The sequence below is a fragment of the Kineococcus sp. NPDC059986 genome (genome assembly GCF_040702905.1).
Taxonomy (GTDB): Bacteria; Actinomycetota; Actinomycetes; order Actinomycetales; family Kineococcaceae; genus Kineococcus.
On the sequence record NZ_JBFBND010000026.1, the window covers coordinates 53944 to 67645 of the forward strand.

The window sequence follows — 13702 nt, forward strand, 5'->3', positions numbered from 1 at the left end:
ATGGCAGGCACCGCGGTCCCGTCCCTCAGCACCACCGGCCCCTACCGGCTCACGAGCCGCACCCTCGTCGCCGCCGCGGGCGGCATCTTCGCCGCCCAGGTGGCGCTGGCGATGCCGGCCGTGCTCAACGGCCTGTTCCAGCAGGACCTGGGCACCAGCGCGTCCCAGCTGACCTGGATCTCCGACGCGTACTTCGTGCCCGTCGCGCTCTTCACCCTCGCCTTCGGTGTGCTCGGCGACCTGCACGGCCGGCGCCGGCTCCTGCTGGTCGGCGCCGCCGTGCTCGCCGTCGGCGAGGTCGTCGGCATGTTCACCCCGATCTCGGGCGACCAGGGCCTGCGGGTGGGCTGGCTGCTCACCGCCCAGGTGCTCTGCGGCCTCGGCGCGGCGGCGATCATGCCGACGTCGCTGGCCATGGTGGCCGCCGGGACGCACACCGCCCGCGAACGCAGCCGCGCCATCGGCGTGTGGGCCGCGGCCCTCGCGACCGGGAGCTTCGTCTCCCCCGTCGTCGGCGGGTACCTCGCGAAGTTCGCCTTCCGCGGCTCGGAGACCGGCAGCTGGCGCTGGGCGTTCCTCGCCGCGGCCGTCATCGCCCTCGTGAGCCTCGTCCTCACCGCCCGGCTGGCGGAGGAGTCCAGTTCGCCGGAAGGCCGGTCGATGGACTGGCCGGGACAGGCCGCCATCTCGGTCGCGCTGTTCTCCCTGCTGTTCGGGACCATCCAGGGGTCCTCGAGCGGGTGGGGCAGCCCGCTCGTCGTCGGCAGCTACGTCGTGTCCGCCGTGGCGTTCGTGGCCTTCGTCAAGGTCGAGCACCGCTCGCCGTCGCCGCTGGTCCGGCTCGACCTGTTCGCCGGTCGCGGGTTCTCGCTGACCGCGATCGCGACCGTCGTGGGGATGTTCGGGTACCTGGGGTGCGCGTACTCCTCCAGCATCCGGCTGTCGGCCATCCAGGGGTTCTCGCCGCTGACGACGTCGATCGCGTTCGTCCTGCTCAACGGCTCGACGCTCGTCTTCGCCCGCCCCGTCTCCCACCTCATGGAGCGCTGGGGTGCGCGCTGGACGATGGTCACCGGGTTCGGCCTCATGGCCGTGGGCTGCTTCTGGGCGGCCGCCGTGCCCGCGTCGACGATGTCCGTGGCGCTCATCGCCGCGCCCGTCGCCGTCGTCGGCCTCGGGTTCGCGCTCGCCCTCAACGCCGTCTCGGCGGCCGCCGTCGACGCCGCCCCGCCGCACCTGGCCGGGATGGCCGGTGGCACCGCGAGCCTGCTGCGCGACTTCGGGTTCACCCTCGGCCCGGCCGTCATCGGGTCGATCGCGCTGTCCCGCGCCGCGGACACCATCAGCCAGCGCCTCGCCTCGGACGGGACGCTGCGCCAGGCCCTCAGCACCTTCTCCGCCGCCCCCGAGAACGCGACGGGCGCGCAGAAGGCCGCCCTCGAGGCCGCCGTCGGCGCGGTGCAGTCCGGACCGCTGGGCGCCAACGCCGTGCCGGGGACCATCGAGGTGAACGGGACGTCGGTGCCGTTCAACCCGCTCAAGGACGTCGCCTTCGCCGCCCTCGACCACGCTTACTCGTTCGGCTACGTCGTCTGCGGCGTCGCGACCCTCGTCGCCGCGCTGATCGCCGTCCTCGCCGTCAGCACCCCCACCCACCCCGTCGAGGAGACCGTCACCCCCGTCCACGCGTGACGCTGCGTCACCGGCGCGGGGGCGCCGGGGGGGGATCGTTGACGCAGCCGGCTCATCTGGTGAGCCGGCTGCGTCAACGAGCATCCCCCCGGAGGGCGCGGTGACTACAGCCCGTAGGTCTCCAGGAGCCGCAGCCACACCTCGCTGACCGTCGGGTAGGCGGGGACGGCGTGCCACAGGCGCTCCAGCGGCACCTCGCCCACGACCGCGACGGTCGCGGCGTGCAGGAGCTCGGCGACGTCCTGACCGACGAACGTCACGCCGACGACGACGCGCCGCTCCTCGTCGACGACCATCCGGGCCTTGCCCGTGTACCCGTCGGCGAGGAGGGAGGCGCCGGCGACGTTCCCCAGCTCGTAGTCGACGACCTTCACGTCGAGCCCGGCCTCGCGGGCCTGGGCGGCAGTCAGCCCGACCTGGGCGACCTCGGGGTCGCTGAAGACGACCTGCGGGACGGCGTGGTGGTCGGCGGTGGCGGTGTACCGCGACCACGGCGGCGTCTCGACGGGGCCGGCCGCGCGGGCCGCGATGACGTCCCCGGTCGCGCGGGCGTCGTACTTGCCCTGGTGGGTCAGCTGCACCCGTCCCGAGACGTCACCGGTCGCGTAGAGCCAGGACCCGTCGACACCGGCGACGAGACCCGTGTCGTCGACGTCGAGCGCACCACCGTCCTGCAGGCCCACGGCCTCCAGCCCGATCCCCGCCGTCGCGGGCCGTCGGCCGGTGGCGACGAGGAACTCGTCGGCCTCGACGGCGGACCCGTCGGACAGCTCCACCCGCAGCACCCCGTCACGGCTCACGCGCGTGGGCGAGACACCCAGCCGGACGTCGACGCCGTCCTCGGCGAGGGCCTTGCCCACGAGCTCACCGGCGAACTCCTCCTGCCCGCCCAGCAGACCGCTGCGCGCCAGCAGCGTGACGGTCGAGCCGAGCCGGGCCCACGCCTGCGCCAGTTCCACCCCCACGACACCGCCGCCGAGGACGACGAGGCGCCCGGGCACCTCGCGCGCGCTGGTCGCCTCGCGCGACGTCCACGGCGAGGCGTCGGCCAACCCGGGGACGTCGGGGACGACAGGCACGGAACCGGTGGCCAGGACGACGGCCTGGCGGACGGTGAGGACCGTGGTCGTGCCGTCGGTCCCGGTGACCTCGACGCGGCGCGGTCCGGCGAGCCGTGCGGTGCCGCGCAGCAGCGTCAGGCCGGCGGAGTCCAGCCACTGCGCCTGCGAGGAGTCGTCCCAGCCGCTCGTGAAGGAGGTGCGCCGCTGGAGCACCTTCGCCGCGTCCAGCCCGCCGGTGACGGCCTCGGCCGCACCGGGCAGCCGGCGCGCGGCCGCCAGGGCGTGCCCGGAGCGCAGCAGCGCCTTGCTCGGCATGCAGGCCCAGTAGGAGCACTCACCCCCGACGAGCTCCTTCTCGACGACGACGACGTCCAGCCCCGTGCGGGCGGCGCGGTCCGCGACGTTCTCCCCGACGGCACCGGCGCCGACGACGACCACGTCCACCTCGCGCGCGCTGTCCGCCCCGTTCTCCGACCTGTCCTGTCCTGTGCTCACCTGCGCGACGCTACGGCCCGCGCGATGCTGCAGCGAGGGGGGCGGCGGTGTGGTGTGATCGTCGCGTGGGTCGACGCACCGTGGAGTTCAACGCCTCTCCCCGCCCGACGTTGGGCGTGGAGTGGGAGATGGTCCTGGTGGACCGCCGCTCGCGCGACCTCGCGTCCCGGGCCTCGGAGGTCCTCGACACGGTGGACCGGGAGGACTCCCCGACCGGGCCGCGCGTCACCAAGGAACTGCTGCGGAACACCCTCGAGGTCGTCACCGGGGTCTGCGACACCGTGGGCGAGATCGCGGAGGACCTGACCCGGACGCTCGACGCCGTCCGCCGCGTCACCGACCCGTTGGGCCTGGACCTCATGTGTGCGGGGACGCACCCGTTCGCCCGCTGGGACGAGCAGCTCGTCACCCCCGACGAGCGGTACGCGGAACTGCTGGAACGCACCCAGTGGTGGGGCCGGCAGATGCTCATCTGGGGCGTTCACGTGCACGTCGGCATCGATTCGGTCCACAAGGTGCTGCCGATCCTCAACACCCTGCTGAACCACTACCCCCACCTGCAGGCGCTGTCGGCGAGTTCGCCGTACTGGACGGGTTTCGACACGGGCTACGCCAGCAACCGCGCGCAGATGTTCCAGCAGCTGCCGACGGCCGGTCTGCCGTTCCAGTTCGCGGCGTGGGGCGAGTTCGAGGAGTACGTCGACGACATGTTCGTCACCGGCGTCATCGACGGCCTGTCGGACGTGCGCTGGGACATCCGCCCCTCCCCCCGCTTCGGCACGATCGAGGTGCGGGTGTGCGACGGGACGCCGACGCTGCGGGAACTGCGCGGCCTGGTGGCGTTGATCCACGCCCTCGTCGTGCACCTCGACGACCGGCTCGAGGACGGTCAGACGTTGCCGACCCTGCCGCCGTGGCACGTCCAGGAGAACAAGTGGCGGGCGGCGCGGTACGGACTCGACGCCGAGATCATCGTCGACGCCGCCGGCCGGGAACGCCTCGTCACCGACGACCTCGACGAGTGGCTGAACCGCCTCGAACCCGTCGCCCGGAGGTTGGACTGCGCCGACGACCTCGCCCTCGTCGCGGAGATCCCGCGACGAGGGGCGAGCTACCAGCGCCAGCGCGCCACCTACGAGGCGGCTTGTTCACGCGGGGCCGACAATCCCCTGCACGACGTCGTCGACTCCCTCGTCGGCGAACTGCGCGAGCACTGAGGTCAGGCGAGCGCTTCCTGCACCGTGGTGCACGGGAGCCCGTGCGCCGCAGCCACTTCCGGGCTGGTCAGCGAACCCGCGTGGGTCGACAGGCCGTGGGCGAGGGCGGCGTCGGCCGTCAACGCGGCCTTCCAGCCCGAGTTCGCGAGCTTCGCGACGTAGGGCAGCGTGGCGTTCGTCAGGGCGTACGTCGAGGTGTGCGGGACGGCGCCCGGCATGTTCGCGACGCAGTAGAACACCGAACCGTGGACGGTGAACGTCGGGTCGTCGTGCGTCGTCGGCCGGGAGTCCTCGAAGCAGCCGCCCTGGTCGATCGCGATGTCGACGAGCACCGATCCCGGGCGCATCTGCGCGACGAGGTCGTTGCTGACGAGCTTGGGGGCGCGCGCGCCGGGGACGAGGACCGCGCCGATGACGAGGTCGGCCGAGCGGACCGCCCGCTGGAGTTCGTAGGAGTTCGAGACGATCGTGCGCACGGCACCGCCGAACCGGGCGTCGACCTCGCGCAGCTTGGGGATCGAGAGGTCCAGGACGGTGACCTCGGCGCCCATGCCGAGGGCGATCTGGGCGGCGTTCTGGCCCGAGACGCCCGCGCCGATGACGACGACGTCCGCACCGCGCACCCCGGGGACACCACCCATGAGGACACCGCGGCCACCGGCCGCGCGCATGAGGGAGTACGCACCGACCTGCGGCGCGAGGCGGCCGGCGACCTCGCTCATGGGTGCCAGCAGCGGCAGCGACCGGTCCGGGAGCTGCACGGTCTCGTAGGCGATCGCCGTCGTGCCCGCGGCGAGCAGCGCGTCGGTGCACTCGCGGGACGCCGCGAGGTGCAGGTAGGTGAACAGGACCTGGTCGCGGCGGAGGCGGTGGTGCTCCGAGGCGATGGGTTCCTTGACCTTCAGCAGCAGGTCGGCCGCACCCCAGACCTCGTCGACGTCGACCAGGACCTTCGCACCGGCCGCCTCGTACTCGGCGTCCGGCAGGGAGCTGCCGGCGCCCGCGCCGGCCTGGACGAGGACCTCGTGCCCGTGGCCGACGAGTTCGTGCACGCCGGCGGGGGTCAGGGCGACGCGGTACTCGCGGTTCTTCACCTCGGTGGGGACGCCGATGCGCATGGGTGCTCACTCCTCGTCGATGCTGGCCAACTGCTCCCAGCGTGAACACGGTTCGGACGGAGGGCAAGGAGACTGCAGGAGATTCGTGGCAAGCTTCCTGCGTGGAAGATCCTTCGCGCGACACCCCCGGTGGCCCGGTCCAGCCGAAGAAGCTGCAGCGCGTCGTGGACCCCGTCGACCGCGCCATCCTGCACGTCCTGGCCGAGGACGCCCGCGTCACGAACGCCGCCTTGGCCCAGCAGGTCGGCATCGCCGCCTCGACGTGCCTGCTGCGGGTGCGCGCGCTGCGCGAGTCCGGGGTGATCCGCGGCTTCCACGCCGACGTCGACCCGGCCGCCCTGGGGTTGGACCTGCAGGCCATGATCGCCGTCAAGCTCGCCGCGCACGCCCGCGGCAGCATGGGGCCCTTCGTGGCGCGGATGCGCCGGCAGCCCGAGGTGCTCGACGTCTACTTCGTCGCGGGCGCCGACGACTACCTGCTGCACGTGGCGGTGGAGAGCACCGCGGCCCTGCGCGACTTCGTCGCCGAGCACCTGTCCCGCGACCCCGACGTCGGCCTCACCGAGACGAGCCTGATCTTCGAGCACACTCGCGCCGCCGGCCGCTCCTGACCCGTCCGCCCCCGGGCGGGGAGCACTCCTTCCGCCCTCCGCGACCTCTTCCGAGGGCGGAAAGCGTGTTTTCCGCCGGTCGAGGGGGGCTTGCGAGGGCGGAAAGACTGTTGTCCGCCCCGCCCGGGGAGGACGAGGGGGTCAGGAGGGGGCGGCGAGGCAGGTGGTGGCGGTGAAGGGCGGCAGGGGCGCGCCGGGGAGGGGGGCAAGCGACCCCTCGGGCGGGCAGACGGCGTCGACGAGGAGGACGCCGTAGCGACGCCAGGCGCCGGGGAGCTCGTCGCGCGAACGGTCGGCGATGGACCCGATCATGGACGTCACGGCCGGCACGTCCTCCCCCGTGAACCCTTCCCGCACCACGCCTTCGGCCCGCGCGCGGTCGACGACCGCCTCGACGAGGCCGTGCAGGGTCTCGCGCAGCTCGGCGGCCTCGGCGGTCTGCGGGGCCGCCTGGAGCACGGCCGAGGACAGGGCGCGGTCGCTGGCCCGCAGCTCCATGGCCCCCAGCAGGTAGCTGCGCAGGGCCGACCGGCCCGTGGGCTCCTCGGCGGCGCGCTCGGCCAGTTCGACGAGCGTCTCGTACTTGGCCGCCACGAGGCCCGAGAGCAGCGCGTCCTTGTCGGGGAAGCGCCGGTACACCGTGCCGACTCCGACACCCGCGGCCTCGGCGACGTCGTGCAGCGTCACGTCGAGACCGCGCTCGGCGAAGAGCCGCCGGGCGGCGTCGACGATGAGGGCGCGGTTGCGGACGGCGTCGGCGCGGAGGGGACGGACGGCGGTCGTGCTCACGGGCCCAGGGTACGCCGATCCGAGGAGAAGTGGACATCAGCCGTCCGGTTGCGTACGCTGCTGGAAGTGGACGCAAGACGTCCGTTTCAGTCGGCCCAACCCCCTCGCCGGCACCTCGACCCCCCTGGGAGAACCCCGTGAGCTCCTCGACCCCACCCGCGACGGCGGCCACCGCCGCACAACCGTCGACACCAGCGCAGCACCCGCAGCACCTCGCCACCCGCGACCACCGCTGGGTCGTGCTGGCCGTCATCGGCATCGCCCAGCTCGCCGTCGTCCTCGACGCGACGATCGTCAACATCGCCCTGCCGTCGGCCCAGCGGGAACTGGGGTTCGCCGACGACCAGCGCCAGTGGATCGTCACGGCCTACTCACTCGCGTTCGGTTCGCTCCTGCTGCTCGGCGGCCGGCTCGGCGACCTGTTCGGGCGCAAGAACCTGTTCCTGCTGGGCCTCGTGGGTTTCGCCGCGGCCTCGGTCCTCGGCGGTCTCGCCCAGGACTTCACCCAGCTCGTCGCGGCCCGCGCGCTGCAGGGCGTGTTCGGCGCCCTCCTGGCCCCCTCGGCCCTCGCGCTGCTGACGACCACGTTCACGGACCCGGCCGAACGCGCCCGCGCCTTCGGGGTGTTCGGCGCGATCGCGGGATCGGGGGCTGCCACCGGCGTTCTGCTCGGCGGGGTCCTCACGGAGTACGCGTCGTGGCGCTGGTGCCTGTACGTGAACGTCGTCTTCGCGGTGCTCGGCGTCGTCGGTGCCCTGCTCTTCATGCCGCGCTCGGTCCGCGGCCCCCGACCCCGGCTGGACCTGCTGGGGACCGTCACGATCACCCTGGGCCTCGTCGGCATCGTCTACGGGTTCTCCTCCGCCGAGACCGACGGCTGGTCGGACGCGGTGACGATCACCTCCCTGACGGCCGGTGTCGTGCTCGTCGCGCTCTTCGTCCTCGTGGAGTCCCGGGTGGCGCACCCGTTGCTGCCGTTGCGCATCGTCCGCGACCGCGACCGCGGTGGAGCCCTCACCGCGATCGGCCTCGTCGGCGTCGCGATGTTCGGCATCTTCCTGTTCCTCACGTACTACCTGACCCAGACCCTGGGTTTCTCCTCCCTCGAGACCGGGTTGTCGTTCCTGCCGATGCCCCTGTCGATCATGACCGCGGCGACCCAGATCACCCCGCGACTGCTGCCCCGCGTCGGCCCGAAGGTGCTGCTGCGCACCGGGGGTCTGGTCGCGGCCGCCGGGATCCTGCTGTTCCTGCGGACCGACGTCGACAGCACCTGGGCGGGGACCGTCCTGCCCGCCCTCGTGGTCACCGGCCTGGGGATGGGGCTGACGATCTCCTCGGCCATGAACACCGCCACGAGCGGGGTGTCGCGCGAGGACGCGGGCGCGGCGAGCGCCAGCGTCAACACGTTCCAGCAGATCGGCGGGTCGATCGGCACCGCACTGCTGTCGACCGTCTTCGCCAGTTCCGTCCGGAACTCCGGCGGAACCCCGGCCGAGGCGGTGCTGCACGGGTACCACGTGGCCTTCGCGGGCGGCGCCCTCGCCGTCCTGCTCGTCGCCGTGGTCTCCGCGGGCCTCGTCAACCGGCACGCCGTGCGGCAGGAACGCCTCGCCGGGATCGCGACGATCCCGACGCCCTCCGCCGCGCACTGATCCGACCGCCCCACCCACGCCGAGGTCCCCCGCCCACCCGGGCCGGGGGACCTCGGCGCGTCCGGGGGTTCCTCAGGAACCGGTGGTGAGGATCCGGTCGACGTCGTCGAGGACCTTGCGACCCCCCAGCGGACCCACCCCGGAGATCCAGTAGGACGTGTCGACGACGTGCACCGCCGGGAACGCCGCGGAGTTCCCGCGCACCAGCGCCGGGACCGCGGCCGGGTCGTCGAGGGCCGAGGGGGCGGCGGGGACGAACAGGTGGTCGGCGGCCGCCTCGGGAACCCGCTCGGCCGACAGGTCGACCTGGATCCCGCCCGCCCAGTCGCGGTCGGGCAGCTCCAGACCGGCGCACTCCAGCGCACTGCCCGCGAACGACGTCGGACCGTAGAGGCTGAACGTCCCCCCGTCGCGGGGGCGCAGCAGGTTCGCCGTCGTCGTGCCGTCGAGGTCGTGCGCGGCCGCGACCTCCTCGCACCGGTCCTGGAACCCGTCCAGCAGTTCCGTGGCGCGGTCCTCGCGACCCAGGGCGCGCCCCACGAGCCGGACGTTGTCCTGCCACGGGTCGGACTGCGAGGCCATGAAGACCGTGGGGGCGATGCGGTTCAGCGCGTCGTAGAACTGGCCGTGCCGCGTCTGCGTCCCGAGGACGAGGTCCGGGCGCAGCGCCGCGATCGCCTCGAGGTCGGGTTCGGGGACGGTGCCGACGGCCTGCACCGCGTCGCCGACACCGAGGTAGGCCGGCACCCCCGTCACGTTGCTCGCGACGGCCGCCCCGACGGGCGTCACCCCCAGGGCGACGGCGGTGTCGAGCTGGAGGGGTTCCAGGACCACGACGCGCTGCGGGGCCGCGGGGACGGTGCTGCGTCCGCGGGCGTGCTCCACGACGCGGTCGCCGGCCGAGGCGGACGCACCTGAGCTGGACGGTTCCGGTGTGGAGGTCCCGGCGGAGCAGCCCGCCAGCAGGAGACCGACGGACAGGACGAGGGCGAGGCGCGACCGGTTCACGAAGGGTAGCCTAGCCTCACTGAGAGGCGGCTGTGGTCAGGAGAAGGCGAGCGCCACCACGGGCAGCACGACGGTCATCGCGAGCGCGTTGAGGACCATCGCGGCGCTCGACCAGCCGCCGGCGGTGTCGGACTCCGCGAGCGCCCTCGACGTGCCGATGCCGTGCGACACCATGCCGATCGCGAACCCCCGTGCGCGGGCGTCGGTGACCCGGACCCGGTCGAGCAGCCACGGCCCCACCGTCGCCCCGAGCACACCGCTGACGAGCGTGAGGACGACGGCCAGGGTGGTGTTCGCCCCGATCGTCGCCCCCACGGTGAGGGCCACCGGGGTGGTCACCGAACGCGGCAGCGTCGTCAGGACGAGCTCGTCGGGAGCACCCCACAGCTCCAGCGCGGCGACCGTCACCCCCACGCTGACGGCCCCCGTCGCGACGAGGGTGAGCAGCACCGCCGCACGGTCGGCCAGGAGGGCCCGCCCCGAGCGCAGCAGGGGCAGCGCGAGCGCCACGGTGGCGGGACCGAGCAGCAGGGTGAGCACGGACACCGAGGCGAGGTACTCCGCGTACGGGATGCCCAGGAGTTCGAGGGCGACCGCGACGAGGACCATCGCGACGAGCACCGGTGCCAGCAGCGCCGGGCGCCCCAGCCGCCGGTGCAGTTCCCCGGCCAGCAGGTAGGCGCCGAGGGTGAGGAACAACCCGAATCCGGGGGCGTGGACGACGGCGTTCACGCGGACCTCCTGCGGCGCAGCAGCTTCTGCAGCACAGTACCCGCCACGACGAGGCCCGCCGCGAACGAGCCGACGACCGCCAGCAGGAGGGGACCGGCGTTCTGCACGAGCGTCGACAGCTGCGTGAGGGCGCCGACCCCGGGCGGGACGAACAGCAGTTGCAGGTGCTTCAGCAGCGGGCTCCCCGCCGGTTCGGCCCGCCCCACCACCCCGCGCCAGCGGGCGCCGACGACGAGGAGGACGGCGAGGCCGACGACGGCGCCGGGGACCGGGAGACCGGTGACGTCCACGAGGATCGTGCCGGCCAGTTGCAGCCCCAGCAGCAGGGCGAGGCCGGCGAGGACGGCCGGGACGTGCGCGGACCACCCCCGGCTGGGGGTCGGGTCCGGCGGCGGGGTTCCTGGCACCGGCCCAGGGTGCCAGCCGCCCTCACCCCGCGATCAGCGCGGGCGTTCCTGCGCCAGGAGGTCGAGGAGGGCCTGCGGGGCCAGCGCCCGACGCACCTGGCGGCCACCCTCGGCCACGAGGGTCAGCGGGCACTCGACCCCGAGGTGCTGCAGGTCGGCGGCGACCGAGCGGGGCAGGACCTCCTCGGCGGCGAGGTCGTCGGCGAGGGAGAGCAGTTGGTCCCGGCGACCGCGCGGCAGCCGGTCCCACCAGCTGAGGAGGGCGGCGCCGACCGTGTCGATCTCGGCGCTCGCCCCGGGCGCCGGGTCGACGGCGGGAGCGAGGGACGACGCGGGCGGGGCGGTGGGGTGGGGTTCAGGTGCCAGCAGCGTCATGGGCGCCACTGTCCACCCTGGAGCAGGTGACCGCCTCCCGGCGGGGAGCCGTCCGGGGGACGTCCCGGCGATGGCCGCGGGGCGAGGCTCACCTGACGTCCCGGACGAGCTGTGCGATCCAGGGCCAGACGTCGCGGGCGCTGTCGACGGCGGCGTCCGCGGTCGCGACGAGGGGCCAGAGCGAGGCGACGAGGGTCAGCAGCCACGCGAGCACGACGAGCGTCCAGCCCAGCCAGCCCACGGACGCGCGCCACGCCCCGGCGAGGCACGCCGCCGCGGCGACCAGGGCGAGCACGACCACGGCAGTGATGCCCGCGTACGGGATGCGCAGGACCGGTCCGGCGGCGGCGGCGGAGCCGACCAGTCCCAGGACGGGCCCGAGGACGAGCAGCAGGGTGAGGACGACGAGCAGCGCTCCGACCGAGGCCCGCACCACCCGGGGCCGGCGGGAGGCGGGGAAGCGGGAAGCGGAGGCTCGGGTGCGGTACACGGTCGGCTCCTTCGGGTGCAGTGGGTGGTGGTCCGGGGACGAGGGAGGGGCGGGGTCGCAGGACCCCGCCCCTCCCGGCGACTGGCGCGGGTCCGCGCCCGGTCAGCGCGCCTCGACGGGCACCGGCGGCGCGGTCGGCTTCAGCAGGCGGTCGTAGAGGACGGCCGCCACGAGACCGCCGACGACGGGCGCGACGAGGTACAGCCACAGCGAGGTGGTGGTGCCGGAGACGACCGCGGGACCGAAGGCGCGGGCCGGGTTCACGGCGCCACCGGTGACCGGGCCGGCGATGAAGATCGCCGTCGCCAGGGCGGCGCCGACGGCGACGGGGGCCAGGCCGCCCGGGACGCGGTCGTCGGTCGCGACGGAGATCACGACGAGGACGAGGACGAAGGTGACGACGGCCTCGACGAAGAACGCCTGACCGGTGCCGACCCCCGCGGCGGGCACCGTCGCCGACAGGGCGACGACGTCCCGGCCACTGCCCGCGTAGACACCCCACGCGGCGAGGGACCCGAGCACGCCGCCGAGCAGCTGCGCCACCACGTAGGACGGCACCGCCCGCCAGGGGAACTTCCGCGTCACAGCCAGGGAGAGGGTCACGGCCGGGTTGAGGTGGCAGCCCGAGACGTGGCCGAGGGTCGCTGCCATGGCGGCCAGCGCGATGCCGAACGCCAGGACGACGGCGACGAGTTCGTAGACGGCCTCCGCACGGCCGGCGCCGATGGCGGTGGCCGTCCCGGCCAGGACGAGGACGAAGGTACCCACGACCTCGGCGGTGGCCGAGCGCAGCAGCCGGGTTCCGGGGGTGCTGCCGAACAGGCCGGAAGCGTCGTGCTCCGGGCGGTCACGGGAGGTGCGGACGTCGATCGGGTCGGACGAGCTGCGTGTGCTCACGGGAGTTCCTCTTCCAGGATCCAGGGGTTCGAAGGGTTCTCGGGCACCGGTGGTGCGGGCCCGGTTCGTCGTGCGGATCGGTTGCGGGGCAGCGGGACCGCGTCAGGAGGCGTCCGCGGACGCCTCGTCGGGGACGTGGACGTCGGTGACGCGGACGTCGACCTCGCGGACGCGCAGGTCCGTCATCCGTTCCACCGCACCCGCGACCTCGCGGCGGACGGACGCGGCGACCGTCGGCACGGACGCGCCGAACTCGACGGTCAGGTCCACCGTCACCGAGGCCTCCCGCTCCCCCACGACGACCGAGACCGCGCGGTCGACGGGCAGGTGCTGCCCGGAACCGTCCTCCGGCCCGTCCGGGGGGCGGACGGCGTCGAGGGCCCGGGTGACGACGCCCCCGGCGCCGGTGCCGGCGACCCCGTCGACGACGTCACCGACGAGGTCACCGACGAGGTGGTCCAGGGGCCCGCCGAGGCGGTGCACGCCGGGGACACCGGACGCGGCGATGCCGGCGATCTTGGCGACGACGGCGTCCGTCATCGTGGTGCGCGGGGTGTCGGGCACCTCCGTGCGCACGGGGGACGCGGGAGAGCCCGTCTCCGAGGGGGCCGTGCCCGAGGAGTTCGCGACGCCGGCCGCACCGGGGTTCCGGTCGACCGGGAGGTTCACTCCGGTCTCGTCAACGGCTGCAGGGCGGGCGGTTTCGTCAGTCACGGGTTCCTCCCTCTCGGTCGGCGGGGGTTCCCCGCCTGACGTGTGGACGACGCCGGGTGAGAGGACGGGGACCGGCGAAAAGTCACGGGCCAATTTCTGTGACGCGTGTCACACGGAAGGAAACTCCACGCCTGTGATGCAGGTCACACGACGTCGGCCGTGACGATCCGGCGTTCCGGCGCTCCAACCCGACGTGAGCGCAACCGACCGGCCGCACCGAGACGACCGGCGCCTCACCCGAGATCTGGAGGAAGCCATGGCTGACACCGCCACTTCGAACCGTCCGAGCGTCACCTCCACCAGCGGGCTGAGCGTCAGCAAGTCCGCCGGCACCACCGACGGTCTGAGCAGCGACCACGGCGCGACGACCATCGCCGACACCGTCGTCTCCAAGATCGCCGGCATCGCCGCCCGCGACATCTCCGGCGTCCACGCCCTCGG

At 73.9% G+C, this 13702-nt stretch carries 14 protein-coding genes and 1 pseudogene; 5 read left to right on the forward strand and 10 right to left on the reverse strand.

Going from position 1 to position 13702, the window contains the following annotated elements; all coding sequences use genetic code 11:
* Nucleotides 1-1692: an MFS transporter gene (locus AB0637_RS17985; RefSeq protein ID WP_366173963.1), complete on the forward strand. Its 1692-nt coding sequence runs from the start codon at nt 1-3 to the stop codon at nt 1690-1692.
* 104 nt (nt 1693-1796) lie between these two features.
* Here the strand turns inward: AB0637_RS17985 and AB0637_RS17990 are convergent, their stop codons facing one another.
* Nucleotides 1797-3248: an NAD(P)/FAD-dependent oxidoreductase gene (locus tag AB0637_RS17990; protein WP_366173964.1), complete on the reverse strand. Its 1452-nt coding sequence runs from the start codon at nt 3246-3248 to the stop codon at nt 1797-1799.
* A gap of 65 nt (nt 3249-3313) precedes the next feature.
* On the opposite strand from AB0637_RS17990, the gene AB0637_RS17995 reads away from it, so the two are divergent.
* Nucleotides 3314-4465 carry a glutamate--cysteine ligase gene (locus tag AB0637_RS17995; protein ID WP_366173965.1) on the forward strand — a complete coding sequence of 384 codons (1152 nt, stop codon included), beginning with the start codon at nt 3314-3316 and terminating at the stop codon, nt 4463-4465.
* A gap of 2 nt (nt 4466-4467) precedes the next feature.
* Here the strand turns inward: AB0637_RS17995 and ald are convergent, their stop codons facing one another.
* Nucleotides 4468-5583 carry an alanine dehydrogenase gene (ald, locus tag AB0637_RS18000; protein ID WP_366173966.1) on the reverse strand — a complete coding sequence of 372 codons (1116 nt, stop codon included), beginning with the start codon at nt 5581-5583 and terminating at the stop codon, nt 4468-4470.
* A gap of 101 nt (nt 5584-5684) precedes the next feature.
* Here ald and AB0637_RS18005 point away from each other — a divergent pair, with 101 nt between their 5' ends.
* Nucleotides 5685-6194, forward strand: a complete 510-nt coding sequence (locus tag AB0637_RS18005) for an Lrp/AsnC family transcriptional regulator (RefSeq protein ID WP_366173968.1) — start codon at nt 5685-5687, stop codon at nt 6192-6194.
* A gap of 141 nt (nt 6195-6335) precedes the next feature.
* Here AB0637_RS18005 and AB0637_RS18010 read toward each other — a convergent pair whose 3' ends face one another.
* Complete coding sequence (locus tag AB0637_RS18010) at nt 6336-6983, reverse strand: helix-turn-helix domain-containing protein (protein WP_366173969.1); 648 nt, start codon at nt 6981-6983, stop codon at nt 6336-6338.
* Between the two features lie 239 nt (nt 6984-7222).
* Here AB0637_RS18010 and AB0637_RS18015 point away from each other — a divergent pair, with 239 nt between their 5' ends.
* Nucleotides 7223-8638 carry an MFS transporter gene (locus AB0637_RS18015; RefSeq protein ID WP_366173986.1) on the forward strand — a complete coding sequence of 472 codons (1416 nt, stop codon included), beginning with the start codon at nt 7223-7225 and terminating at the stop codon, nt 8636-8638.
* A 72-nt stretch (nt 8639-8710) separates the two neighbouring features.
* Here the strand turns inward: AB0637_RS18015 and AB0637_RS18020 are convergent, their stop codons facing one another.
* The 7 genes from AB0637_RS18020 to AB0637_RS18050 all read right to left on the reverse strand — a co-directional run bounded on the left by AB0637_RS18020 (nt 8711) and on the right by AB0637_RS18050 (nt 13261).
* Nucleotides 8711-9646 carry an iron-siderophore ABC transporter substrate-binding protein gene (locus AB0637_RS18020; RefSeq protein WP_366173970.1) on the reverse strand — a complete coding sequence of 312 codons (936 nt, stop codon included), beginning with the start codon at nt 9644-9646 and terminating at the stop codon, nt 8711-8713.
* A gap of 36 nt (nt 9647-9682) precedes the next feature.
* Nucleotides 9683-10378, reverse strand: a complete 696-nt coding sequence (locus AB0637_RS18025; protein WP_366173971.1) for an LrgB family protein — start codon at nt 10376-10378, stop codon at nt 9683-9685.
* On the reverse strand, nt 10375-10785 hold the full coding sequence (locus AB0637_RS18030; RefSeq protein ID WP_366173972.1) for a CidA/LrgA family protein: 411 nt from the start codon (nt 10783-10785) through the stop codon (nt 10375-10377). The genes AB0637_RS18025 and AB0637_RS18030 overlap by 4 nt, the downstream gene beginning before the upstream one ends.
* Nucleotides 10786-10818: 33 nt before the next feature.
* Nucleotides 10819-11160, reverse strand: coding sequence for a hypothetical protein (locus AB0637_RS18035; RefSeq protein WP_366173973.1), 342 nt, complete (start codon nt 11158-11160; stop codon nt 10819-10821).
* A gap of 88 nt (nt 11161-11248) precedes the next feature.
* Nucleotides 11249-11650 (reverse strand): hypothetical protein, encoded by a 402-nt coding sequence (locus AB0637_RS18040; RefSeq protein ID WP_366173974.1) that lies wholly within the window; start codon nt 11648-11650, stop codon nt 11249-11251.
* Nucleotides 11651-11752: 102 nt separating this feature from the next.
* Entirely contained in the window at nt 11753-12547 is a 795-nt protein-coding gene (locus AB0637_RS18045) for an MIP family channel protein (protein ID WP_366173975.1), read from the reverse strand.
* A gap of 102 nt (nt 12548-12649) precedes the next feature.
* On the reverse strand, nt 12650-13261 hold the full coding sequence (locus tag AB0637_RS18050; protein WP_366173976.1) for an Asp23/Gls24 family envelope stress response protein: 612 nt from the start codon (nt 13259-13261) through the stop codon (nt 12650-12652).
* A gap of 256 nt (nt 13262-13517) precedes the next feature.
* Here AB0637_RS18050 and AB0637_RS18055 point away from each other — a divergent pair.
* A pseudogene (locus AB0637_RS18055) lies at nt 13518-13702 on the forward strand (Asp23/Gls24 family envelope stress response protein); the annotation flags it as partial.